The sequence below is a fragment of the Bradyrhizobium sp. WSM2254 genome (genome assembly GCF_000472645.1).
Lineage (GTDB): Bacteria > Pseudomonadota > Alphaproteobacteria > Rhizobiales > Xanthobacteraceae > Bradyrhizobium > Bradyrhizobium niftali.
Window position 1 is genome coordinate 63738 of sequence record NZ_AXAB01000035.1, and the last position, 23232, is coordinate 86969.

The 23232-nt window shown below is 62.9% G+C and carries 21 protein-coding genes; 13 read left to right on the forward strand and 8 right to left on the reverse strand.

From position 1 onward, the window contains the following. The first annotated feature begins 11 nt into the window (after positions 1–11). From A3M7_RS0125200 to A3M7_RS0125225, 6 genes are all read left to right on the forward strand, one after another. Entirely contained in the window at positions 12–1406 is a 1395-nt protein-coding gene (locus A3M7_RS0125200) for an FAD-linked oxidase C-terminal domain-containing protein (RefSeq protein WP_027546403.1), read from the forward strand. Continuing rightward, complete coding sequence (locus tag A3M7_RS0125205) at positions 1403–2926, forward strand: sugar ABC transporter ATP-binding protein (protein ID WP_027546404.1); 1524 nt, start codon at positions 1403–1405, stop codon at positions 2924–2926. Before A3M7_RS0125200 ends, A3M7_RS0125205 begins: the two co-directional genes overlap by 4 nt. Beyond that, positions 2919–3869: an ABC transporter permease gene (locus tag A3M7_RS0125210; protein WP_027546405.1), complete on the forward strand. Its 951-nt coding sequence runs from the start codon at positions 2919–2921 to the stop codon at positions 3867–3869. Before A3M7_RS0125205 ends, A3M7_RS0125210 begins: the two co-directional genes overlap by 8 nt. After that, complete coding sequence (locus A3M7_RS0125215; RefSeq protein WP_027546406.1) at positions 3866–4843, forward strand: ABC transporter permease; 978 nt, start codon at positions 3866–3868, stop codon at positions 4841–4843. Before A3M7_RS0125210 ends, A3M7_RS0125215 begins: the two co-directional genes overlap by 4 nt. A 42-nt stretch (positions 4844–4885) precedes the next feature. Next, a complete protein-coding gene (locus A3M7_RS0125220) occupies positions 4886–5860 on the forward strand; it encodes a sugar ABC transporter substrate-binding protein (RefSeq protein WP_027546407.1) in 975 nt (324 codons plus the stop codon). A gap of 76 nt (positions 5861–5936) precedes the next feature. Further along, positions 5937–6224: a YciI family protein gene (locus tag A3M7_RS0125225; RefSeq protein ID WP_027546408.1), complete on the forward strand. Its 288-nt coding sequence runs from the start codon at positions 5937–5939 to the stop codon at positions 6222–6224. 144 nt (positions 6225–6368) lie between these two features. Here A3M7_RS0125225 and A3M7_RS0125230 read toward each other — a convergent pair whose 3' ends face one another. The 6 genes from A3M7_RS0125230 to A3M7_RS0125255 are packed head-to-tail and all read right to left on the reverse strand — an operon-like array spanning position 6369 to position 12899. Next, entirely contained in the window at positions 6369–7256 is an 888-nt protein-coding gene (locus A3M7_RS0125230) for a branched-chain amino acid aminotransferase (RefSeq protein WP_027546409.1), read from the reverse strand. A gap of 28 nt (positions 7257–7284) precedes the next feature. Next, a complete protein-coding gene (locus A3M7_RS0125235) occupies positions 7285–8142 on the reverse strand; it encodes a hypothetical protein (protein WP_049823666.1) in 858 nt (285 codons plus the stop codon). Positions 8143–8153: 11 nt separating this feature from the next. Beyond that, entirely contained in the window at positions 8154–9311 is a 1158-nt protein-coding gene (locus A3M7_RS0125240) for a homoserine O-succinyltransferase (protein ID WP_027546411.1), read from the reverse strand. Beyond that, on the reverse strand, positions 9308–10609 hold the full coding sequence (locus A3M7_RS0125245; RefSeq protein WP_027546412.1) for an O-acetylhomoserine aminocarboxypropyltransferase/cysteine synthase family protein: 1302 nt from the start codon (positions 10607–10609) through the stop codon (positions 9308–9310). The genes A3M7_RS0125240 and A3M7_RS0125245 overlap by 4 nt, the downstream gene beginning before the upstream one ends. Positions 10610–10641: 32 nt before the next feature. Continuing rightward, a complete protein-coding gene (locus A3M7_RS0125250) occupies positions 10642–11646 on the reverse strand; it encodes an amino acid--[acyl-carrier-protein] ligase (RefSeq protein WP_027546413.1) in 1005 nt (334 codons plus the stop codon). A 26-nt stretch (positions 11647–11672) separates the two neighbouring features. Further along, entirely contained in the window at positions 11673–12899 is a 1227-nt protein-coding gene (locus A3M7_RS0125255) for an acyl-CoA dehydrogenase family protein (RefSeq protein WP_027546414.1), read from the reverse strand. 243 nt (positions 12900–13142) lie between these two features. Here A3M7_RS0125255 and A3M7_RS0125260 point away from each other — a divergent pair, with 243 nt between their 5' ends. Genes A3M7_RS0125260 through A3M7_RS0125280 form a run of 5 tightly spaced genes read left to right on the forward strand, consistent with a single transcriptional unit; the run spans position 13143 to position 17695 of the window. Beyond that, complete coding sequence (locus A3M7_RS0125260; RefSeq protein WP_027546415.1) at positions 13143–13412, forward strand: phosphopantetheine-binding protein; 270 nt, start codon at positions 13143–13145, stop codon at positions 13410–13412. Next, positions 13409–15325 carry a long-chain-acyl-CoA synthetase gene (locus A3M7_RS0125265; RefSeq protein WP_027546416.1) on the forward strand — a complete coding sequence of 639 codons (1917 nt, stop codon included), beginning with the start codon at positions 13409–13411 and terminating at the stop codon, positions 15323–15325. The genes A3M7_RS0125260 and A3M7_RS0125265 overlap by 4 nt, the downstream gene beginning before the upstream one ends. A 34-nt stretch (positions 15326–15359) precedes the next feature. Beyond that, positions 15360–15605, forward strand: coding sequence for an acyl carrier protein (locus A3M7_RS0125270; protein WP_027546417.1), 246 nt, complete (start codon positions 15360–15362; stop codon positions 15603–15605). After that, the gene (locus A3M7_RS0125275; RefSeq protein ID WP_027546418.1) at positions 15592–16977 is read left to right on the forward strand and encodes an AMP-binding protein; all 1386 of its coding nucleotides are present in this window, start codon (positions 15592–15594) and stop codon (positions 16975–16977) included. The genes A3M7_RS0125270 and A3M7_RS0125275 overlap by 14 nt, the downstream gene beginning before the upstream one ends. Continuing rightward, on the forward strand, positions 16970–17695 hold the full coding sequence (locus A3M7_RS0125280; RefSeq protein ID WP_027546419.1) for an SDR family NAD(P)-dependent oxidoreductase: 726 nt from the start codon (positions 16970–16972) through the stop codon (positions 17693–17695). The genes A3M7_RS0125275 and A3M7_RS0125280 overlap by 8 nt, the downstream gene beginning before the upstream one ends. A 94-nt stretch (positions 17696–17789) precedes the next feature. Here A3M7_RS0125280 and A3M7_RS0125285 read toward each other — a convergent pair whose 3' ends face one another. Beyond that, complete coding sequence (locus A3M7_RS0125285; RefSeq protein WP_027546420.1) at positions 17790–18050, reverse strand: hypothetical protein; 261 nt, start codon at positions 18048–18050, stop codon at positions 17790–17792. Positions 18051–18620: 570 nt separating this feature from the next. Then, positions 18621–19283, reverse strand: a complete 663-nt coding sequence (locus A3M7_RS44900) for a response regulator transcription factor (protein WP_049823667.1) — start codon at positions 19281–19283, stop codon at positions 18621–18623. Between the two features lie 714 nt (positions 19284–19997). On the opposite strand from A3M7_RS44900, the gene A3M7_RS0125295 reads away from it, so the two are divergent. Both A3M7_RS0125295 and A3M7_RS44905 read left to right on the forward strand, forming a co-directional pair. Next, positions 19998–20897, forward strand: a complete 900-nt coding sequence (locus A3M7_RS0125295; protein ID WP_049823668.1) for a response regulator transcription factor — start codon at positions 19998–20000, stop codon at positions 20895–20897. Between the two features lie 993 nt (positions 20898–21890). Continuing rightward, positions 21891–22988 (forward strand): Wzz/FepE/Etk N-terminal domain-containing protein, encoded by a 1098-nt coding sequence (locus A3M7_RS44905; protein WP_084302498.1) that lies wholly within the window; start codon positions 21891–21893, stop codon positions 22986–22988. The last annotated feature ends 244 nt before the right edge of the window (positions 22989–23232 follow it).

A 23232-nucleotide genomic window follows, 5' to 3' on the forward strand; every position in this document is an offset into this window, starting at 1 on the left:
AGGGAGCAAGGATGGGACCGCGGGTCAGCACAGTGGCATTGGCCGATCGCCTCACGGGCATGATCGGCCCGCGTGCGAGCGTCGCGCGCGGCGTGCTCGATCAGCACGGCCAGAGCGAGTCGCATTATCGCAACCTGCCGCCTGACATCGTCGTCTTCCCTGAAACCACGCAGGAAGTCGTCGAGATCGTCAAGCTGTGCGCTGCCGCGGGCATACCGATCGTCCCGTTCGGCGCCGGGACCTCGCTCGAGGGCAATGCGGCCTCGGTCGCCGGCGGCGTCTGCTTCGACTTCGCGCGCATGAACAAGGTGATGGCGGTGCACGACAGCGACATGGATGTCGTGGTGCAGCCCGGCATCACGCGAAAGCAGCTCAACGCGGAGCTGCGCGGCACCGGTCTCTTCTTTCCGATCGATCCGGGCGCCGACGCCTCGATCGGCGGCATGACATCGACGAGGGCCTCCGGCACCATGGCGGTGCGCTACGGCACCATGAAGGACAATGTCATGGCGCTGGAGGTCGTGCTGGCCGACGGCCGCGTGATCCGCACCGCCAGGCGCGCCCGCAAGTCGGCCGCCGGTTACGACCTGACGCGCATGTTTGTCGGTGCGGAAGGCACGCTCGGACTCATCACCGAGATCACGCTGAAGGTACATCCCGTGCCGCAGGCGATCTCGGCCGCGGTTTGCAGCTTCGACACGCTGCATGACGCCGTGGACACCGCGATCTCCGTGATCCAGTCCGCGATCCCCGTGGCGCGCATCGAGCTGCTCGACGACGTCATGATGCGCGGCATCAATGCCTACGCGAAGCTCGGCTATCGCGAGGCCCCGACCCTGTTCTTCGAATTCCACGGCTCCGAGGCCTCCGTCGCCGAGCAGGCCGAGGCCGCAGAGGCGATCGCCGCCGATCATGGCGGTCATGGCTTTGCCTGGGCCAAGGCGCAGGAAGACCGCAGCCGGCTATGGCACGCCCGTGACAACACGCTCTATGCGGGCCTGGGCTTGCGGCCCGGCGCGCGCGCCGTGATCACCGATGTCTGCGTGCCGATCTCGCGGCTGGCGGAATGCCTGACCGAGACGCGGCGCGACGCGGACGAGCACGGCTTCACCGCGCCGATCGTCGGCCATGTCGGCGACGGCAATTTCCACATGCTGATCCTGATCGATCCGGCAAAGCCGGAGGAGAGCGAAGGCGCCAAGGCGCTCCAGGCGCGCATGGTCGCCCGCGCCATCGCCATGGACGGCACCTGCACCGGTGAGCACGGCATCGGGCTCGGCAAGATCGATTATCTCGCCGATGAGCTCGGCGAGGCCGTGGACGTGATGCGATCGATCAAGACCGCGCTCGACCCCAACGGCCTGATGAATCCCGGAAAGATCTTTGCGACCGGAGCCAGGGCATGAGCGACGCGCTTCCGATCGAGGTCACCTCGCCCACGCCACTGCTCGAGTTGCGCGGCATCAGCAAGGAGTTTCCCGGCGTCAAGGCGCTCGATGACGTGTCCTTTGCCGTCTTCTCCGGCGAAGTCCACATGCTGCTCGGAGAGAACGGCGCCGGCAAGTCGAGCCTGATGAAGGTGCTGTGCGGCGCCTACAGCGCCGATGCCGGCGAGTTCTACTACAAGGGCGAGAAGGTCGCGATCTCTTCGGCCGCGGATGCGCAGAAGCTCGGCATTGCCGTGATCTTCCAGGAATTCTCGCTGGTCCCCCATCTCGACATCGCCCAGAACATCTTCCTCGGCCGCGAGCCGAAGGGCCGCATCCCCGGCACCATCGATCGGCGGAAGATCCTCGCCGACGCCAAACGCGTGCTCGGCACGATCGGCTTCGACATCGACCCCTCGACCATCGTCGACAAGCTGGGGGTGGCGCAGCAGCAGATGGTCGAGATCGCCAAGGCGATCAGCCAGAACGCGCGCATCCTCGTCATGGACGAGCCGACCGCGGCGCTGTCCGACCGCGAGACCGAGCTGCTGTTCGCGCTGATCGCGCGGCTGAAAGCCGACGGCGTGTCCATCGTCTATATCTCGCACCGCATGGCGGAGGTGTTCGCGCTCGGCGATCGCATCACGGTGCTGCGCGACGGCCGCCGCATCGACGGCGTCCGCCCCGCCGACGTCACGCCGGACCAGCTCGTCCGCATGATGGTCGGCCGCACCGTGGACATGACCTATCCGCGCAATTTCGCCGACAAGCCCGGCGAGCTGCTGCTGGAGGTCAAGGGCCTGAGCTCGTCGACCGGCATCTCCGACATCAACATCGAGGTGCGCCGGGGCGAGATCGTCGGCCTGTGCGGCCTAGTCGGCTCCGGCCGCAGCGAAGTCGCGCGCGCCATCTTCGGCGCCGATCCCGTCAGCGCCGGCGAGATCATCTTCGACGGCAAGACCATTTCCGGCGAGCCCGATCTCGCCGCCCGCCGCGGCATCGCGCTGATCCCCGAGAGCCGCAAGAGCGAAGGCCTCGCGCTGCTGCGGTCCGTAAGCGACAATCTGGTGGTGTCGGCGCTGCGAAAACTGTTCCCGAGCGGATTGTTCGACCAGCGTTCGGCGCAGCGCACCTCCGACGGCCTGATCCGGCAGCTGAGGATCGCGACACCCAGCGCGCGCCAGACCGTCGGCCTGCTCTCGGGCGGCAACCAGCAGAAGGTCGTGATCGGCAAGTGGCTGGCGGCCGGCTCGAAGCTCTTCATCTTCGACGAGCCGACGCGAGGCATCGACATCGGCGCCAAGTCCGAGATCTTTGCGCTGATCGACCGCCTGGTCGCGGAAGGCGCCGCCGCCCTGATGATCTCGTCCGAGCAGGTCGAGATCTGCCATGTCTGCGACCGCGCCTATGTGATGCGCGAAGGGCGCATCGCCGGGCACCTGACACGCAACGAATTGACCGAGGAGAACATCGTGCGACTGGGGATGCATCATGCGTGAAGCCGCGGTCGTTTCCGAGCCCAATCCGCTGCAACGCATTCCCGGCGTTGCCATCGTGCTGGTGCTGCTGATCGCGCTGTTCAGCGCGATCGCGCCCGGCTTCCTGTCGGTCGCCAACCTCTCCAACGTACTGGTGCAGTCGACCATCCTGACCATGCTCGCGCTGCCGATGACCCTGATCATCATGACCGAGGGGCTCGACCTGTCGATGGGCGCGGTGCTGACGCTGACCTCGCTCTGCGTCGCGATCGTGTCGCTGGCGACCAAGTCGATGCTGCTGGGCCTCGGCGCCGGCCTGCTGGTCGGCGCCGCCTTCGGCACCGTCAACGGCTGGCTGGTCGCGATCCTCGGCATCCCGCCCTTCGTCGCGACCCTCGGCACGCTCGGCATGGCCCAGGGCCTGTCGCTGATCGTGAGCGACGGCCAGAGCGTGGTCGGCATCCCCCACAGCGTGCGCGACATCTATTCGGCGACGCTGCTGGGCGTTCCCGTGCCGATCGTGATGGCGCTGGTGACCTATGCGGTCTTTCACGGCCTGCTCTATCACACCCGCTTCGGCACCTACATCTTCGCGCTCGGCGGCAACCGCGAGGCGCTGCGCTATGCCGGCCTCTCGCCGAACCGGCTGTTGATCGCGGTCTATGCGATCGGCGGCGCCATGGCCGGTATCGCCGGCCTGTTGATGACCGCGCGGATGAATTCCGGCCATCCCACCGCCGGCCTCGGCCTCGAATTCGACGCCATCGCCGCCGTTGCGGTCGGCGGGACATCGTTCGAGCGCGGCAATGGCTGGCTGCTCGGCACGTTGCTCGGCGTGATCGCGGTCGGCGTGCTTCGCAATGGGCTGAACCTGATCTCGATGCCCTCCTCGGTGCAGGTCGCAAGCGTCGGCGTCCTCGTCATCGTCGCCCTGTTCCTCGACGGCCTCAGGAGCCGCGCATGACCGACATCAGCAAAGAGGCGATCGTGCCGCCCCGCTCCTTCCTGTCGCAGGACGCGATCCAGGTGTTCTACCGCCTGCTCGCGGCGCTGCTGATCTGCGCAGTGTTGGCCGTGCTCAGCGATTCCTTCCTCAGCCTCGGCAACATCCTCAACGTGCTCAGGCAGGCGAGCCTGACCTTCTTCATCGCCTCGGGCCTGACGCTGGTCGTGCTCACAGCCGGCCTCGATCTCTCCGTCGGCGCCAATGTCGCGCTGTCGGCCTGCATCGCGGGGACCGTGATCCACAAGACCGGCTCGCCCGCGCTCGGCATCCTCACCGGGCTTGCCTGCGGCGGCATCGTCGGGCTCCTCAACGGCGTCATGGTCACCGCGCTGCGCATCCCCTCCTTCATCGCCACCTATGGCATGCTCTGGGTGCTGAACGGCCTCACCTACTGGTACATGGCGGGCGAGACCCTCCACGGTTTCCCGGCCGGCTTCCGCCAGATCGGCAGCGGCTATCTGTTCGGCCTGCCGATCCCGGTTTACCTGCTGCTGGTCTTCCTCGGCATCGGAACGCTGTTTGCCCAGCGCACGATCTGGGGCCAGGAGATCTATGCGATCGGCGCCAATCCGGTCGCGGCCCGGCTCTCCGGCATCCCGGTCGCGCGCCGCCTGCTGCTGGTCTATGCCGTCTCCGGCACCATGGCTGGCCTTGCCTCGATCATCTTCCTGTCGCGGCTCAATTCGGCCGAGGCCGACATCGGCGAAAGCCTGACGCTGCCTGCGATCGCGGCCGTGCTGATCGGCGGCACCTCGCTGTTCGGCGGCGTCGGCACCGTGTTCGGCACCTTCATCGGCGCGCTGATCCTGACGCTGGTGCTGAACGGCATGAACCTGCTCTCGGTCAGCGCCAACTGGCAGCCGCTCGTGACCGGCATCATCGTCATTCTCGCGGTCTGGCTCGACATGAAGACCCGCCGCCGCGCGCAATGAGTTCCTAGAGTTCCAACAAGCAAAACGAGGGATGGAGGCAACATGAAACGGAAACTTGGCTATTTGGCGCTGCCGCTGCTGATGGCGGCCGCGCTCACCACGGAGGCGCGCGCGGACGGCGAGACCATCGCCGTCTTCACCAAAAACCAGACCAACCCGTTCTTCCAGACGGTGCGGGTCGGCGCCGACAACATGGCGAAGGCGCTGAACGCGAAGACGCTCCAGTACATCCCGACCAAGCCGGACTCGATCCCCGAGCAGCTCAGCCAGATCGAGGACGTCGTGGTGAAGAAGCCGAGCGCCATCGTCTTCACGCCGGTCGACTACAAGGCGATGGTGCCGGGGGTCGAAAAGATCAACGAAGCCAAGATCCCAGTCGTCAACATCACCGACCGCTCCGCCGGCGGCAAGTTCCTCTCCTTCGTCGGTGCCGACGATTACAGCCTCGGGCTGGAAACCGCGCGCTTCCTGCTCAAGACGCTGGGCGGCAAGGGCAACATCGTCATCATCGAGGGCGTCAAGGGCTCGCTGACCAATGTCGACCGCGTCCGCGGCTTCAACGACGCGCTGAAGGAGAACGCCGGCGCCAAGCTGCTGGCCTCGCAGCCCGGCAACTACCAGCGGCTCCAGGCGCTCCAGGTGATGGAGAATCTGATGCAGTCGAATTCGCAGATCGACGGCGTGCTCGCCGCCAACGACGCCATGGCGGTCGGTGCGATCGAGGCGCTCGACGGCGCCAACCGCAAGGCGCAGGTGATCGGCATCAACGGCACCAAGGAGGCGATCGACGCGATCAAGTCCGGCAAGCTGCTCGCGAGCGGCGACTACAATGGATTTGCGCAAGGCTGCCTCGGCACCATGATGGCGATCCGCTCCTTGCGCAACCAACCTGTCATCAGCGAGATCGTGCTGAAGCCGACGGTCATCACCAAGGACAATTACCAGCCGTTCGACGTGCCGCTGGAGCAGCGGACCTGCCCGACCTTCGAGGACGCCAACAAGCTCGGCGGCAAGTAGATCAACCGATCCCGACAAACACGGACGGCCGCCGTCGCGGCCGTCCCAAGAACCGAAGCAAGAAACGGAGACCACCATGCTGTTCGCCATTCACGCCATCGACCGCGCCGGCGCGCTGCCGACCAGACTCGCCAACTACGACGCCCACAAGGCTTTTCTCAGCGACACCTCGCGCTACGGCGTCAAGATCGTGATGTCGGGGCCGCTCGTCTCCGACGACGGCGCGACCATGATCGGCAGCCTGTTCCTGATCGAGGCGCCGGGCCGCAACGAGGTCGAAGCCTTCAACCGCGCCGATCCCTTCGCCGCGGCCGGCATCTGGGACAAGGTCACGATCACGGGCTTTCTGCGCCGCCAGGGTTGAGCGGCCTCGGCATCGGCCGAACCGGCAAGGTCAATTCGCCGAACCTGCCGCTTGCTCGGGGAAAGCCCTCAATCAGTCTGGTCGTTCGTACCCTGCGATCTCGCGATCGCAATAGATGACCTCTGCGGTGCCCGTGAAGTCCTCTCACGCGGCAAGCTTCACCCCGTGGGCAAAATCCCAATACAGCTCTCGTGCCCGCGCATAAAAGCGCCCGGGCCTGAGTTGCCGGTCGTCGATCCGGATCACCGGCGCGACCTTGGCGAAATTGCCGGTCGAAAAGATCTCGTCCGCAGTGACAAAATCCGAGTAGCGCAGCGTCGCCTCCAACACCGTGATGCCGTCACCGCGCAAGAGCTCGATCACGCGCTGCCGCGTGATCCCATTCAGGAAAGTGCCATTCGGCGCCGGCGTAAAGACAACGCCGTCCTTCGCCATGAACACATTCGAATTGCCGAACTCCGCGACGTTACCAAGCATGTCCAGCATCAGGCAATTCTGGAAGCCGCGCGAGACGGCCTCCCTGAGCGCACGGGAGCTGTTCGGATAAAGACAGGAGGCCTTGACATCGGCCGGCGCGCATTCGGCGGTCGGCCGGCGGAACGGCGACAGTGTAATCGCGCTGCCGACGGGCTCCGGGATCGGCGATTCGTAGATGCAAAGGCACCAGTCCGTCGTTTCCGGATCGAACAGCACACCGCCGCCGATGCCGTTCTGCGGCCAGTACATCGGGCGGATGTAGAGTTCGGCATTGACCGGGAAACGGGCGATACCTTCGCGCACCAGCCCGAGCCACGTGTCGAGATCGACGACCGGTTTGAGCCCGAAATTGACCGCAGATTGATTGACGCGGGCGCAATGACGGTCGAGATCGGGCATGACGCCTTCGAAAGCGCGCGCACCATCGAAGATGGTCGAGGCGAGCCAGAGCCCATGTGTGCGCGGCCCCATGATCGGTACGTTGCCCTCGTGCCACTGGCCGCGGAAGAATGTCCATGTCCTCGAATGGCTGACGGACTTGGTATCGGGAACCATGACGAACCTCCGTTCCGGAACGACTGAGTTATGGTCCGTAGATCACCAGCTCGGAATCCGACAGATCCGCAAGCCGGGGGCAATGCGGGCCCTTGAAGTATTTGCGGCCGATCGCCCTGTAGACGCCGACGAGGCCAGGCACAGGGCCATTGGCGTCGAGCGCAATCGATATCCGGCCGTGCCGCAGCAAGAAGCGGCCGATGGCGCCGGCGCACACGACATAATCGGCCACACCGGGGCAATAGATCATTTGCATCGCCGGCAGCCTGATGCCGCGGGCGCGCATCTGCTGCAGGACGAACGGAAAGGTGCGGCCATCGGCGGCGCGGCACACCAGGCAGAGGCAGCCGTAGGCTGCGTGACGCGCCAGCAGCGCAACGTCAACCTCGGACAAGCCGTCGATCGCCTGCGTGTCCTGCCGGAAGATCTCCACGCGCATAGCCTTGACCGGATACGACATCGCCGGAAACGAGAAGAACAAGCCGCCGCAATAGCGCTGGAATCCCTGCGCTTCGATGGTTTGCCAAGTCCATTCCGCCGGACTGATATTGACGTAGGTAACGTCCTCGTGGCGCTGCGCGACCTTGGTCAGCATCGGTGCGTAGCTGCGAAAGGCGGGTTCCACATACCAGCTGGAAAGATTGCAGCGGATGGAGGTGCTTCCACCATCGTTCCTTGCGGTGTGGATCAACAGCAGAGCACCGACGGGCGCCCGGTCGTGCTCGAGCATGTAGCCGAAGCGCGGGAAGCTGTCGGGCGTCTCGCGCACGGACAGGCGCCGGAGTCCGTCGATCCAGTAGTCGCGCGAACGGATCGGAAAGCCGCGTGTCAGAAGATCGGCGATGGCATCGAGATCGGCTATTCCTATCTCACGGCATCGGATCATGGTCCGAACTCTCACTCGTAGTATCCGAGCCGCCTCTTGCTGGCCGGGTTTGACGAGCGCGCCAGACGAGCGGATCGAGCGGCAATCAACTTGCGTCCGTGACGATGCGCCGAAATTCCGGCGGCAGACAGCGCCGCTTCTCGGGCTCCCAGCGGCTTTGAGCGTCCGGCGCGCTGCGACACCATGTACAGCAACCAGTTGCGGTATATGCGCTGGGCCGGCAGATGCCAGACATTGCGCAGGTCCTTCGTCAGCCGATCGACCGGAAACTCGGCAAATAGCTCCGGGTTTCTGTCGGAAAGGGCTTTCTGTCGGAAAGCGATCATCATCTCTTCCGCGCCCTCGTTCAGATAGCCCGTCGGTATCGTCGGACAGACCTCGTTCTCTCCCCGGAGGAAGCGACCCATATCCCTTCGATATTCACCCAGCAGGCTCTGGGTTTCGTATTCCGGGTGCCCCTGGAAATGGACGAAAAGACTGTTCTTCTGCTGCTTGACGAAGCAATCGACGCCAGCGTCCGCCGACCAGGTGAGAACCGAATATCCGCAGTCCGAGAGATCCTCCTCCTGCACTTCGTTCCACCGGGCGTGCGGAATTCGGAAGGTCCTCGGCACATCTTGCATCAAGGGATGATGTCTCGTCTTTGTTTGGGCGAAGACACCGAAGCATTTGGTGGGGAGCTTGTGGCGCGTAACGCCGTCCAGGTGCAGGACGACCCCATGGACGGCCAGACAGGAAAACACCGACGACACCGTATTGTCCCTGGCCCAGTCAGCGATCTCGGCGAAGGTGGTCCAGTATGGCTCTTCCGTCAGACTGGCGGCTCTGGGTTCGGCGCCGGTCACGATCACTCCATCCAGATGCCTGTTCAGCAGATCGTCGATGCTGCGGTAGTATCGACGAACGTAATCGCGCCCCCATTCCGAACGGGGGGTCGCCTCCATCGTATAGAAATGCAGCCTGACGCAAAGGCGTCCGGAAGCCGCAGCCAGCAGGTCGAACAGCTGGCGCTCGGTCGACATCAAGGCAGCATCCGACATGTTGTTGATGAGCCCGATGTCGAGGCACTCCGCCCGGTTTCCCGACGACGCCGTCGCGTGGGCGCCTCTGCCCGGCGCTCGCGACAAGAGATGGTGCTCGTTCGAATCTACGTCGATCAAGACAGTCATGCGAGTGCCTTCATGCTTGACGAAACGTCAACGGCGCAAAGGGCCTGATCGAGATCCGCGACGATATCGTCGATGTGCTCAATTCCGACGCTCAGCCTGATCATCTCGGGCCGCACGCCGGCTCTGTCCTGTTCTCCGGGAGACATTTGCCGGTGCGTTGTCGATGCGGGGTGGCAGGCGAGCGTTTTCGCGTCACCAATATTGACGAGCCGCTTGCAGAGCTTCAGCGCGTCGTAGAACCGCTTGCCCGCCTCGAAGCCTCCGGCAACCCCAAACGTCAGCAGCGAACACGCCTGACCACCTAGATACTTCTGCGCCAGCACGAAGTATGGGCTGTCGTGAAAGCCGGCATAATTCACCCACTCGACACGGCGGTCATTGCGCAGGAACTGCGCGACCTTTGCCCCATTCTCGACGTGCCGCTCGATCCGGAGCGCGACGGTCTCAATGCCCTGGAGCAGCAGGAAGGCGTTCATCGGCGCCAGGACGGCGCCGGTGGTCCTCTGGGAGACGGCGCGGCAACGCGCAATGTAGGCGGCGGCGCCGTAGCGCTCGGTAAAGACCAGTCCGTGGTAGGACTGCTCCGGCTCGTTCATCATCGGGAAGCGCCGGCGATGCTCCGCCCACGGGAACCTGCCGCCGTCGACGATGATTCCACCGAGCGTAGTGCCATGCCCGCCCATGAATTTCGTCAGCGACTCCACGACGATGTCTGCGCCGTATTCGATCGGCCTGAGCAGGATCGGTGTCGGCACCGTGTTGTCGACGATGAGCGGGACGCCGTGCCTGTGCGCGGCATCGGCCATCGCCTGGATGTCGCAGACGTTTCCGGCCGGATTCCCGACGCTCTCGCAGAACACCGCCCGCGTATTGTCGTCGATCAGCCTTTCGACGCTTTCCGGCCGGTCGTCTTCCGAGAAACGGACCGCAATGCCCTGCCTCGGCAGGATGTGCGCGAACAGCGTATGCGTGGTGCCGTAGAGCTGCGGAACCGAGACGATGTTGGAGCCCATCTCCGCAATGTTCACGACCGCATAGTTCACCGCGGCCTGACCACAGGCCACGCTGAGTGCCTCGATGCCTCCTTCCAGGGCGGCGACGCGCTTCTCCAGCACCGCGTTGGTCGGATTGCCGATCCGGGTGTAGCGGAAGCCGTCCACTTCAAGGTTGAAGAGCGCGGCTCCATGGTCGGCGCTGTCGAATGCGTACGAGGCTGTCTGGTAGATCGGCACGGCAACGGCTTTCGTTGCCGGATCGCTTTCGAAGCCGCCGTGAATGGCGATAGTCTCTCTCCTCATGGAAGCGCACCCTTCTGCTCTTCGAGCCCGGGCTAGCTCCCGACTTCCTTGGCGCATCGGTACTCCTCGAATGCTGACGCTGCCCCGCGGTCGGTCTGCCCCAGGCCAAGCAGGTCCCGCACTGCGATCGGCCACTGAGCGACGTCTTTGCCGTGGGTATGGAACAGGGCGACGGCGAGACGGTCCATTCCGAAGGCCACGCAGGCAGTGTGGGCCGGCTCGCCGGCCGCATCGACGATGCCCCAGGTGGTGCCGAAATGATTCCGGTGGTAGTTGAAGCTCATGCAGGCGGTCGGTCGCTCCTCGGAGCGCAGAGGCACCAGCAGTTCGAACTTCAGCGACTGCTGCTTTTGGCTCACCGCCATCATCTGCCCGACCCGGCCGAAGAACGGGTCGTTGGCGTGGTCGATCCTGAAGGTCAGCCCGAGATCCCGGGCGATCTCCTGCGCGCGTATCATCCAACGGTCCCGGAACGCCGAGACGTGATCGGCGCTCCCGATGCAGACGAATTCGCGCATCCTGAAGGACTGCAGCCGGTCGAGATGGCGCGAGGGTTCACGACGGAAACAGTCGGCGGCCACGTCGAAGCTCCAGCCGGCTGCCGGCACTGGCCCTCGGCTCGCCGCGATCGGATAGACCGGATAGCAGGCTGCCGGCGACAGCACGAGATCGGCCGGTGATAGCGATGCGGTCCAGTCGCCGCCGGCATCGAAGCGGCTGATCGCCGCGTCGATCTCGCTTTCTATGCCGTGCAAGCCACAGACGCAGCCGAGAAGATTGGGAAAGCTCTTCAGATAGCCCGACCTCTCAAGCTGAGCGCGATTCATGACGGGCGGGAAGCGCATCACCTCGGTGTCCGGCTCGCGATTCCGCGAGATCACCGCCGCAATTCGCTCCACAACGTCTTCGTACAGTGCGGTGCGGGCATAGACGCCGGGAGAGCCCATCTCGTGGAACAGCGCATCCGCAAGATGGTCCAGCGGATCGGCTGGAGGGGGAGTGGAGTCCGCGGATGCTTCGACAATGACCACGTTCATCAGGCCGTTTCCTCTTCAGAAGAAGATCAATCGCACAAAGAGTCCGGAACCGTGCTCATCAGCGTGGCGGTCCCCATGCTGGCGAGGATGCGATCGTTGTTGATCATGATCGGAGCGGAAAGCACGTCACGCAGGTGGCGGCCGATACTTACGTCGGTGTCGTTGCGGTATCCGGACAGGCCGCAGGCGCGCATCGCGTGCATGACGGTCGCAACCGCGAGCTCGGAGGCCTCCACCTTGAGGAGATTGATCGAGGACTGGAAGTCGACGGACGACAGCGCGCGCACGTCCCGTTCGCGGACTTCAAAGAACTGGAGATTCGCGGCGATGACGGCGCGCAATTTCGTCAGGCTCATTTTGGCGGCGGTGAAGTGCGCCGCGCCGGGAGGCATGTTGCCGCCCGATCCGCGGGCGGCCTTGCGGATGAAGAGCTGCGCCCGGTCCACCGCCGCAGCCGCGATCCCCGCCCATACCGAGGACCAGCACAGATGGGCGACGGGCGTCATCGTCTGCGCATGGATCTTTTCGTATGGCACGGGGAATATCTGGTCCGAGGCGCCCTTGAAATTCAGCTTGAAACCGGCGCTGCAGGTCCCGCGCATGCCGAGCGTCTCCCACGCGAGAGTGGGCTCCAGCGTATAGTCGTCACGGGTGATGGCCAGCAGCACCTGATCGGATCCGGCGGCCTCGTCCGAGCGGCGGGCGATGGTGATGATGCCGTCCGCCTCGGCGCCGTACGAAATCACCGTCGCATCGCGCACGAGCGAAATCTCGGTGCCGGCGCTCTCCACTGCGGCCGAACTGAAGCGTATGTTTCCGCCGTTCTGGCCTTCCGTGGTCGACGATGCCAGCAGCATCTGCTCGGCAGCCACGCGGCGCATGAGACTTTCGTGCCAGCCACTGCCCGCGCCGTGGCGAACCAGGCACGCGACCTTGGTCTGATGCATCGCGAAGATCATCCCGACCGAAGCGCAGGAGCGGCCGAGCGCGTAACACATATCGGCCACCTCGGAGATAGACGCAGCGTCTCCGCCGAACTCGACCGGAATCTGAGCGCCCAGAAGTCTCTCCTTGCGCGCCGCGTCGATCGCCTTCCGCGGGAAGCGCGCCTCGCGATCGACCGCCTCTGCCTCAGCCGCAGCGACCTGCGCGACATTTGCCGTTCGCTGCTGGAACGAGGGGCCGTCGGGAGAGTATGCTACTCGGCCAATTTCCGTGGCGACGTTGCGGAACTGAACTTCCTGCACAGTCATGGGCCAGAGCCTCCCGTTTCACGGTGGTCATGATTGGTCGATGCGAGCCGGATCGAGATGGATTCCGCTCCAAATCGACAACTAGCCCACTTCGGCTGGCGCGTCGTTGGCGCAGAAGTGGGTATCAGGAAGCTGTGACTCCCGGGCGAGGTACCTCCGAAGCAGAGCTGTTGGCCGAAGGAACAGTTGGGTATCGTCGCCCCGAATGTGATCACGCCTGGCCACGGCGGGAGACCGGCTGAAATGCACAACATTGCGATCAACGTTCAGAACCGTGTTCTATCGGTCGTCAGGAGCGTCCTCCAGCAGAACGCGATCACCGCCGATGTCCACCCGGAGTCGCGACTCGTGGATATCGGGCTCAGCTCGATGGGCATGGTCGAGCTGATGCTCAAGGTCGAAGCCGAGTTCGATCTCATCCTTCCCCAGTTCGAGATCACCCCCGAAAACTTCCGATCGGTAAAGGCAATGGAGCGGATGATCCTCAACCAGCTGGGATCCGGGTCCGGATGAAGCCAGTTGAACAGCGGTTCTGCTTCGACAACCAAGCGAGCAGCATCGAACCGGTGCGCGCGCATGTCGAGCCAGCCCAGCCGCATGATCACGCCCCGAACAAAGCCGCGATCCCGCGGGCGACCAGCCGCGACGCTCCGCGGCGCAGACGGTCCGCCGCCAAGACCTGGCTGCAAGCCATCGCATTAACCGCACGGATCGAAGCCCAGCCGCATCGGTTGTTCGCCGACATCGTGGAGGATTGGGCACAGCATCAGCCCGGGCGGCCCGCCTTGCTCTCGGATGGCCAATCCTTCACCTATGGCGAACTCGCTGCCCAGATCAACCGGTATGCGCGCTGGGCGCGGGACCTCGGCCTCCATGCCGGAGGCACCGTCTGCGTGCTGATGCCGAACCGGCCGGATTACCTCGCCTGCTGGCTCGGCATCAGCAGCGTCGGCGGGACGGCGGCACTGATCAACACCAGGCTGGTCGGCCAGTCACTTGCCCATTGTATCGACGTCGCTCATGCCGATCACCTCATCCTCGCCGCCGAATGCGTGGATGCGTTCGAGAGCTCGCGTCCGCACCTGCGCCGCGTGCCGCAATGTTGGAGCCTCGGCACCGGCGGTCCGGGCGGCGATCTGGATGCGGCGCTCGCCGCCTTCGAGCCACGCCCGCTGTCCTCCGCCGAACGTGGCGACGTCACGATCGACCGACGCGCGCTCCTCATCTACACCTCGGGCACGACGGGCCTACCGAAGGCGGCGAACGTCAGTCATCGCCGCATTCTCGCCTGGGGCGGATGGTTTGCCGGACTGACGGACGCGTCCATCGACGATCGTCTCTACGATTGCCTGCCGCTCCATCACTCCGTGGGCGGCGTCGCCGCTCCCTGCAGCATGCTCTGCGCCGGCGGCTCGGTCGCGATTGCGGAGAAGTTTTCCGCTGGCAGCTTCTGGGACGACATCGAGCGTTTCGACTGCACCGTCTTCCAATATATTGGCGAGCTTTGCCGCTATTTGCTGAAGGCGCCGGCGTCTGAACAAGAGGCGCGACACCGGCTGCGGCTGGCCGTCGGTAACGGATTGCGCGGCGACATCTGGGAGATGTTCGCCAACCGGTTCGCGATTCCGCAGATCCTCGAATTCTATGCCGCAACCGAAGGCAATTTCTCGCTGTTCAATGTCGATGGAAAACCCGGCGCGATCGGCCGGATCCCGCCGGTTCTGGCGCATCGCTTTCCCGCCTCGATCGTCAAGATCGATGCCGACAGCGGCAGCCCCGTCCGGAGCGCCGCAGGGCTCTGCATCGCCTGCGCACCTGGCGAGATCGGCGAGGCTGTCGGACGTATCGGTGGTGGCGATCGCGACGGCCGGCCTTTCGAGGGCTACACGGATCCCGAGGCGACCAGGAAGAAGGTTCTGCACGACGTCTTCGCTGTGGGCGATGCCTGGTTTCGCACCGGCGACCTGATGTTGCGCGACGAGCAAGGGTACTTTCACTTCATCGACCGCGTCGGCGACACCTTCCGCTGGAAGGGCGAGAACGTCGCGACCAGCGAAGTGAACGACGCAATCAGGGACTGCACCGGCGTTCTCGACGCCTCGACCTATGGAGTTGCGGTGTCCGGGGCCGATGGCCGCGCCGGCATGGCGGCGTTGGTGGCGGGCCGAGATTTCGATTTCGGGATATTCAGAGAGCACCTTTCGTATCGGCTGCCGCGTTATGCAGTTCCAATCTTCGTCAGGCTGTGCCGGACGCTCGAGACGACCGACACCTTCAAGCAGCAGAAGCAGCGGCTGATCCGCGAGGGATTCGATCCTTCGGTGGTGGACGATCCGCTATTCCTGCGTGATCCGGCGACCGGTGACTATCGTTCGATCGACCGGGCCGTCTACGCGCGCATCGTAAAGGGCGAAATCAGGCTCTAACACTGGCTCGGAAAGCCGAAATGTGAGGTGTATCATGTCGGTCAAATCGAAGATCTTCTCCGCGATGAAGCAGATCGCCGAAGAACAGAAAGTCACGCTTCCCCCGCTTGAGGACGATCTGTCACTGAACGAAACCGGGTTCGATTCGCTGGCATTCGCCATCCTGGTTGCGCGGCTGGAGGACGAGCTTGGCATCGATCCCTTCACTGTCGCCGAGGACGCAGCCTTCCCGTCTACCCTCGGTGAGTTTGTCAGAGCCTACGAGAATGTCCCCGCCTGACATCATCGCGCTCCGCCAATATCTCGGCGCGGGGCCGAAGGACCGCACGATTTCCGATGCCCGGCACAGTGTATCGCTGACCGACATGATCCAGCACAGCTGCCTGGCTGGCGGACCGTCCGAGCTGTCCGGCCGCTCGGTGCTGCTTGCGACGTCGGGACAGCTGCTGTCCGCGCTAGCCATGATCGAGCTCGACGGCATCGCCCGTCGCATGCTCCTATGCCCGCCCGACCTGGATTGGGATTGCCTGCAGGTCCTGCTCGAGCGGGCCGATATCGACACCATCGTCACCGATCGACCTCTGCACCGAAGCAGCGCTGGCAAGTACGTCGTTATCGGCGTCGACCTGCCCGAGCGGAGGGCCATGGGATCGGAGGTTGATCGCACGACCGAGTGGCTGATGCTGACCTCGGGGACGTCAGGACTGCCGAAGATCGTCCGACACACGCTTGATGGGCTTGCTGGCGCGATTATCGCCGAGGGGCCCGCGCGCCACCGGAACGCAACCTGGGCGACGTTCTACGACATCCGCCGCTATGGCGGCCTGCAAATTTTCCTGCGGGCCGTGATCGGCGGCGGATCGATGGTGCTTTCGGAGCCCGGCGAAGCCATTGCCGCCTATGTGGCGCGGCTGCGCGCGGGCGGCGTTACCCACATCTCAGGGACGCCGTCGCATTGGCGCAAGCTCCTGATGAGCGGTGCGTCCGCCAATTTCTCGCCGGACTATGTCCGCCTGTCGGGCGAAATCGCCGACCAGGCGGTGCTGGACGGCCTGGCCAGAGCATTTCCGCATGCGTCAATCGGGCACGCCTATGCCTCGACCGAGGCGGGCGTCGGTTTCAGCGTGGACGATGGGCGCGAGGGTTTTCCTGCCCACCTGATCGGGCAGAATCACGCCGGCGTCGAGATGAAGGTGGTCGATGGCTCACTGCGGATCCGTTCCCGGCGTACTGCGCGCGCCTATGTCGGCGCCGATGCTCCGCCGCTCGCCGACACCGAGGGCTTCGTCGATACCGGCGACATGGTCGAGCTGCGCGGCGAACGATACCACTTCGTCGGCCGGCGAGGCGGCATTATCAACATCGGCGGGCTGAAGGTACATCCGGAGGAGGTGGAAGCAGTGATCAACCGGCACGCGTCCGTCCAGATGTCGCGCGCGCGGTCGCGCAGGAGCCCGATCACCGGCGCCATTGTGGTCGCCGACGTCATCCTCACCAACGGCACCAATGCGGAGCGCCACGAGAGGATTCGCACGGAGATTCTCGGTCAGTGCAAAGATTGCCTGGCTGCATGGAAGGTGCCTGCGGTGATCCGCTTCGTCGAGCGGCTCGACGTCACCGCGGCGGGAAAACTGGCTCGCACCGATGCGTAACGTCATCGTCACAGGCGGCAGCCGCGGTATAGGTCTTGCCATCGCGCGCAGGCTCGCCGCGTCCGGCGAGTACAATGTGGTCGCCGTCGCGCGCCGCGAGAGCGAGGAGCTTGCAGCTGCGGTCCGCGAAGCCCAACGACGCCTGCATTTCCGCGCCTGCGACCTTGCGGTGACCAATGCGATCCCGGCCTTCGCAAAATCGATGCGCGACGAATTCGGCGCGATCTACGGCCTCGTCAACAACGCCGGGGTCGGTCCCGACGGACTGCTGGCGACCATGCACAATTCCGATATCGAGGCCTTGATTCGCTTGAACGTATTGTCGCCCATGATCCTGACCAAATACGTGGCGCGCCATATGATGGCCGACGGCGCGGGGCGGATCGTCAACATTTCCTCTATCGTCGCCTCGACCGGCCACAGCGGCTTGTCCGTGTATGCCGCGTCCAAGGCCGCGGTTGTCGGCTTCACCCGGTCGCTGGCCCGGGAAGTTGGCAGGGTCGGCATCACAGTGAACGCGATCGCGCCCGGCTTCATCGAGACGGAATTGACCAGGTCCCTGGACGATGAAGGCCGTCGACGCATCGCGCGCCGCAGCGCATTGCGCCACCTGCCCGAAGCCGACGATGTCGCTTCCGTGGTCGAATATCTTCTCGGCGAAGGCGGCCGGAACATCACCGGCACCGTGGTGACGGTCGACGCCGGTAACACTGCCTGAGCGCCGGAAATCGGGCATCCGCCGTCGAGGGCGACCTCTCCTCTCGGCTCAAAGGGACTCGAAGTCGACCTGGCCTGACGGCAGGCTGGACGCTTCAATTCGGCGATAGCCCCTTCAGATACTCAAGCATCGTGTTGCAGGCCTTCTCCGCCTCCGCGAAGGTTGAAAACGCCGAACCGCCAATCTTGATCGCGCCGTTACCCCGATAGAGCGGTCGCCACGACGCCACATAGCCGGCACGTCCGTGAAAGCCGGCACCGGCAGGCGTCTCATACGTGATCACAAAGGAAAAGCCGTCGCCGGCCGCACTCCAGATTTCCATGTCCTCGACGGCACGGTGAAACAGAAGGGACATCAAGATGCGCCCGCGCACTCGCTTTCAGCTCAACGACAGAGTTCCGGTCCTGACGGCAGGCCGTCAGGAGGGAACGACCCTGACCACTGGGGGGGCAGGAAGGTAGGGCCAGGGCCGTCGCTCCGGATGTGCCGAGATCCAATCGGCACATCTCTGCGATCATGGCTGGAGCCGTTCGTCATAGCCCGCGACTACGTTTTACCTGACAGCGGACAAACTGCGATCGACCCAGAGCCGCAGATGACGAAGAAAGTACACTTCCCGCCGGACGCCTTGGCTGCGATTTTGGATCAGGCGCCAGGCCTGAGGGACTACCCCATTAGGCATCCCGGACATCGACCTCGCCAATCAAGCGGCGCTTGAAATCAGGCTTCAGCCCCTAAAGCTACTTGTTCCAGCCGATTGGTTGCGTTGCCGGGGCGCCGCCATGACAGACGCAGCTTCATCACGGGCATCTTTCGGATCGGGTCGCTGCATCCAATAGAGGCCGCCTGCCCATTGCAGTGGGAGCGTCGACCGGGAATGGTGGTGCGTGACGAGCCTCTCCTCACCGCTCCCCACTCGTCGGACTCAATCCTGAGTCTTCTCCCGCGGGGCGGTCGCGCGATCATGTTGCGAGATGGCGAGGGCCGCGAGCACCGTCCGATTGCTGATTTCCAGTTTTTGGAAGATGTTGTGCAGGTGCACCTTGATGGTGCCGTCGGTAGTATTCAACCGGCGCCCGATTTCCTTGTTCGACAATCCTTCGGAGACCAGCCGCATGATCTGACGCTCGCGTTCCGTCAGCGCGGTCAGTCCGGTCTCCGAAGTCGTGCCCTGCTCGCGCGACACGATCGAGTCGGATGGGGTCGATGGCAGCACGTTGTGACCATTGGCGATATGCCGCAACGACTGCACCAGAGCCTCGGGATCCGTATTTCTCAGGATGATACTACAGGTCACGGGCGTCGCCGAGAACACCAGTTCGCAATCCTCACTCGCGACGAAAAACACCAAATGCGTCGAACGATTTTCTGAATTGACGGTCGAAAGAATTTTCGCGGCGGCGAGCTCGGGCATTGCGGGATCGACAATCGCCATATCGGGCGCCAAGCTCCGGATTGCTTCGATGCAGCTTGCGGCATCGCTACAAGATGCAACGATATTGAAATCGGCCGCGGCGCCGAGCACCTTGCTCAGCCCCTCCAAGACCACCGGATGCCGGTCAGCAATGACTACACTGATACGTCGCATTACGCGCTCCTCAGCCAGTCCCCCCCAACATAAACTCCGCGCACCTTCTTCTGTTTCACCCACACCATACAGCATACATGCAACGTTGGAATCGCAGCATAGCATACAAGCAATGTTGGAATCGCAGCGCAATACTTAGGTTAATTCACGCCCGGATCTGTTCGCTTCCCGTATCTTCACGCAGCAATGCAACGCGAATGCCCGTAAGACTCCGGTGATCTGACGGGGGCGAGCAAGCCCCCAGCACCCATCCAGTCCGCCTAACGGCGCAATCCTCAACGGTGCACCCCTTCGATCTTTCCGCAACGTTCAATATATACCGCGCCGTTAACTCGCTCGCAGAATGCGTTCGCTTATACATAGTATATAAAAGCGAGTACAACCAACAAATCTTTCAATGTTGAATGAACATCCTCACCTAATTCACGCAGAGGCTGCGCCGGAAGGCGGTTTTTTATACCGCAATTACACGGGTATACGCAGAACCGCGTCTATAACCAACGGTATATAGGGCGATCGCGAATTCGCATCTAACATTCATAAAAGCTTAAGCACGATGGATTGCTCGAAATCCACCAACGAGACGAGGCAAAGAACGCCAGACCAGAACGGAGGAACACGACCGAGGTAGCTCAATATACCTAAAAACCACAAGTCATATCAGTTCAACCGCCCATCGCTGTTGTGTCATTGCGTAGTAGGCTGGAGGGTAAAATGAGGAGGCGGCAGTCTTGCGAGACCGTTCTTATTGGAAAGAACGTTTTGATTAGAGAAGGTATTGCTAAAATCCTGCACGCGGCAAATTTTCACATCCCGGCCTCAGTATCGAGCCCCGAGGAATTGCCGAACTCACTTCAAGCAGAGAAATTGATGTTCCTCATCGTCCATACCGGCGATGGCTTCAATGTCGCGATCGAACAAATCGGATTTGTGAAAGATAGGTACCCGGACGCGCGCATCGCGATCGTGTCCGACAATTATCGACCAGTCGATCTTGCCTCAGCATTTCGAGCAGGGGCCAACGGATACTTCGTGAACGTCAATTCGTGCGACGCGTTCATTAAATCCGTCGAACTCGTGACGATGGGCGAGACCGTCTTCCCGCCTGCATTCCTGTCATTCGCCCTTGATGCCGGTCGCGATCGCGAGCCTGAAACGGCGGAGCCCGGCGAATGCAGACAAACCATCCTCGCTGCTGCAGACGAAGCGATCTTGCCGCAGCTCTCTCCCCGAGAAAAGGCAATTCTATCCTGCCTTATCGAAGGCGATTCCAACAAGTGCGTTGCCAGGAAGATCAATATCGCCGAGGCGACCGTGAAGGTTCACGTCAAGGCTATCCTGCGCAAGATCAGGGTCCAGAACCGGACACAGGCCGCGATCTGGGGAATGAACCACGGGTCGCTGGTACGGCCGGCAAACGATCGCGCCCCCTCAGCCGTCGATACGGGCAGAGGGATCGCCAAGCCCATCGAGGTGATCTCCGAAATGGCGCAGCTCAACGAGCCGGCGCCATTGGTTCCTCACTCCAGTCACGTCGTGGTACCCCGTATCGACAGCCTGCTCCGCAAGGGCGTCGACTCAGGGACTCACGCCGCGGTACGGCTCTACAAGTAGCTGCAGGGACTAAAAACGGCTGCCGTCGCGCGAACGGCCCCCTCGCGGAGTTAAGCTGCGACACTTTCGTCGACTCCGCGACGGCCAGGCGCCCGACAGCAGATTCCCTGCTGCTCTTGCATGCACAGTACTCGAGATCGAGCGGACACTCTCCTCGGCCTCGGGTTGACGACGCGGACTGCGGGAGCGGGCTCTTTATCGCTCCCGCAGCGCCCGCCTGCTGCTTGTATCTCGCCAGCGGCGAGAGAAGGTCGCTGATGATCCTGCGCGCGCCGGTCTTCATCTCGACCGTCACCGCCAGGCCGGGGTCGCGCTTGAGGAGCTTGTCCTCCGCCTAAGTCCGGTGGAGTGCCGTCCGATGGAGTGCCGAAGGGCAGCGTGCCCAGACCACAACGCTCTCGCCTTCTGAGCACTTCGTCTCGTGCAAGCGACAGATCAGAGCGATGTGGCTCTATCGAGATGATAGTTGTCGCCGGGCGTTTAGAGGACCGGCCGAAGGTACGGACGCTCCGCACTCGCGCTGGTAGCGAAAGTTCCCTGCAAACAGGGAATTCTGCGGGGAGAGTCACCCTGGCAGCTCCGCCCGTCCGGCAGCGCCGCGGCTCAGCCATCCTGGTTACCTATTTATCGCCTTTCCCAACCAGTGACCTGGAATGTACAGATTCAATCGCAGATGAGCGGCTGGGTCGTAGAGTGCCATGGGTTATGTGTTCTTCACCGATTTGCCGGCCTCTACCAAGTATCCGGTACATTCGGTCGATGTGTACTCGCCGGCCCGGGCCAAGTGCATTCCGGAAGCGCTACCGCTCGCCGCCCTGGATTCCGCTCCTTTCCTCGGGCAACTGCAATCTTCAAGTTCAGATGCGACCCCTGCCCCTCTCTTCCAAGAGGGTGGCTTATTGATGCGACTTGATCTGCTGCACCTTCCGCTAACCGACCTTTTCCTTCGTAGGGTATCGCCGCCGAGCCCCAACTATCAGCACTGGTAAAAAAATGCTGCAGATCAATACGGATAATCGGATAAATCGAGACTATGGGCCGCCACCCGAATTTCGTCCAGGACCGGTCGTGTCGCTGGCAGAAGTGCTGGCCGTGCTGCGATTCCTACGACGACATGTGCCGATCATAGCGCTGACTTGTTGCGCGGCGCTTTGCATTTCTATCCTTTACCTGATCATCGCGGTACCGACGTTCACCGCCAAGGCGCAACTCCTCGTAAACTCGAAGGCGACCGTTCTGGACGCTTCGGCGGTGTCAACGGTCGTGGAAAGTCAGATCGCAATCATAAAGTCCGAGAGCATCGCGACCGCCGTGATCGAGAAGCTCGACCTTGCTCAAGACCCGGAATTTGCGACGGGCCACGGTAGCGGCATGATATCCCGGCTGCTCGGCTGGACTAAACCGGAGACGGATGCAAACGCCGCGCGCTATGCCGTGGAACCGTTCGAACGCAGGCTTTCGGCCAAGCGTGTCGGCCCTACGTTTCTTATCGAGATTACCTTCGACTCCAAAGATCCTGATCGAGCGGCGCAGATCCTAAACGCCGTTGTAGAAAAATATACTACCCCGCAACTGGACAATTCCGGCTTGCAAGACGGGAAATGGGTTAAGGATCGACTGAACGAATTGAGCACTCAAGCATTCGCTGCCCAAAAGGCATTGGAGGATTATAGTAAGAATGGGACTCAGGCAGCGGATTCCGCTGCTACCATCGATAAATTGGCAGCCGCTGCGGAATCATCAAAAAACGCCTTTGAAAATTTTCGGCGCATGCTGCGTAAGACAGAAGCGACGCAACAACAATCCTCGCCGGTGTTTGAGGCGAGTATCGTCACCGGGGCGTCGCCTCCTTTGAGGGTAAGTTCGCCAAGACCTAGAAACGTGCTTGGAATAGCGATCGGTGTAGGGCTGCTTCTTGGCATCGCTATCGCAATGCTGCGCGATCTATTAGGGGGCATCCGCGCGAGCGGGTTGGAACATCGTCTAAGCACAGAAGAGAGCAGGATCGAGCGACCGCTTCCGAACGCGGTTCGACCGGACCATCAATCCGAAGCATCAGCAAAAGCAACGTCAGTACGCCTCACGGTTTGAGGATGCGCAGATTCGATTGCCGCAGCTCGAGGCCGTGCTGGCGGCCTGGCTTGAGCCCTTGATCGCCGCATGGACGAGCTTGGCGTCGGTCGAGAACTTCGGATCACGCTTGACAAGCTCGATGCGTGCTTCCTTCAACTTGGGATCCTAGTAGGGATTGACACTGTTAGCGCCGACCATTTCGCGATCACTAGCCAAAAGCCGTCGAGCAACGTGAACACCAATGAACCACCAGTCACTTGTC

What these genes read in the sequence shown, in the direction of transcription:
- A3M7_RS0125210 (WP_027546405.1), top strand. Translation starts at nt 2,919, where the DNA reads ATGCGTGAAGCCGCGGTCGTTTCCGAGCCCAATCCGCTGCAACGCATT.
- A3M7_RS0125280 (WP_027546419.1), top strand. Translation starts at nt 16,970, where the DNA reads ATGCGTAACGTCATCGTCACAGGCGGCAGCCGCGGTATAGGTCTTGCC.
- A3M7_RS0125230 (WP_027546409.1), bottom strand. Translation starts at nt 7,256, where the DNA reads ATGGTTCCCGATACCAAGTCCGTCAGCCATTCGAGGACATGGACATTC.
- A3M7_RS0125205 (WP_027546404.1), top strand. Translation starts at nt 1,403, where the DNA reads ATGAGCGACGCGCTTCCGATCGAGGTCACCTCGCCCACGCCACTGCTC.
- A3M7_RS44905 (WP_084302498.1), top strand. Translation starts at nt 21,891, where the DNA reads ATGCTGCAGATCAATACGGATAATCGGATAAATCGAGACTATGGGCCG.
- A3M7_RS0125235 (WP_049823666.1), bottom strand. Translation starts at nt 8,142, where the DNA reads ATGATCCGATGCCGTGAGATAGGAATAGCCGATCTCGATGCCATCGCC.
- A3M7_RS0125240 (WP_027546411.1), bottom strand. Translation starts at nt 9,311, where the DNA reads ATGACTGTCTTGATCGACGTAGATTCGAACGAGCACCATCTCTTGTCG.
- A3M7_RS0125265 (WP_027546416.1), top strand. Translation starts at nt 13,409, where the DNA reads ATGAAGCCAGTTGAACAGCGGTTCTGCTTCGACAACCAAGCGAGCAGC.
- A3M7_RS0125270 (WP_027546417.1), top strand. Translation starts at nt 15,360, where the DNA reads ATGTCGGTCAAATCGAAGATCTTCTCCGCGATGAAGCAGATCGCCGAA.
- A3M7_RS0125250 (WP_027546413.1), bottom strand. Translation starts at nt 11,646, where the DNA reads ATGAACGTGGTCATTGTCGAAGCATCCGCGGACTCCACTCCCCCTCCA.
- A3M7_RS0125275 (WP_027546418.1), top strand. Translation starts at nt 15,592, where the DNA reads ATGTCCCCGCCTGACATCATCGCGCTCCGCCAATATCTCGGCGCGGGG.
- A3M7_RS0125245 (WP_027546412.1), bottom strand. Translation starts at nt 10,609, where the DNA reads ATGAGGAGAGAGACTATCGCCATTCACGGCGGCTTCGAAAGCGATCCG.
- A3M7_RS0125285 (WP_027546420.1), bottom strand. Translation starts at nt 18,050, where the DNA reads ATGTCCCTTCTGTTTCACCGTGCCGTCGAGGACATGGAAATCTGGAGT.
- A3M7_RS0125295 (WP_049823668.1), top strand. Translation starts at nt 19,998, where the DNA reads ATGAGGAGGCGGCAGTCTTGCGAGACCGTTCTTATTGGAAAGAACGTT.
- A3M7_RS0125215 (WP_027546406.1), top strand. Translation starts at nt 3,866, where the DNA reads ATGACCGACATCAGCAAAGAGGCGATCGTGCCGCCCCGCTCCTTCCTG.
- A3M7_RS0125260 (WP_027546415.1), top strand. Translation starts at nt 13,143, where the DNA reads ATGCACAACATTGCGATCAACGTTCAGAACCGTGTTCTATCGGTCGTC.
- A3M7_RS0125225 (WP_027546408.1), top strand. Translation starts at nt 5,937, where the DNA reads ATGCTGTTCGCCATTCACGCCATCGACCGCGCCGGCGCGCTGCCGACC.
- A3M7_RS44900 (WP_049823667.1), bottom strand. Translation starts at nt 19,283, where the DNA reads ATGCGACGTATCAGTGTAGTCATTGCTGACCGGCATCCGGTGGTCTTG.
- A3M7_RS0125220 (WP_027546407.1), top strand. Translation starts at nt 4,886, where the DNA reads ATGAAACGGAAACTTGGCTATTTGGCGCTGCCGCTGCTGATGGCGGCC.
- A3M7_RS0125255 (WP_027546414.1), bottom strand. Translation starts at nt 12,899, where the DNA reads ATGACTGTGCAGGAAGTTCAGTTCCGCAACGTCGCCACGGAAATTGGC.
- A3M7_RS0125200 (WP_027546403.1), top strand. Translation starts at nt 12, where the DNA reads ATGGGACCGCGGGTCAGCACAGTGGCATTGGCCGATCGCCTCACGGGC.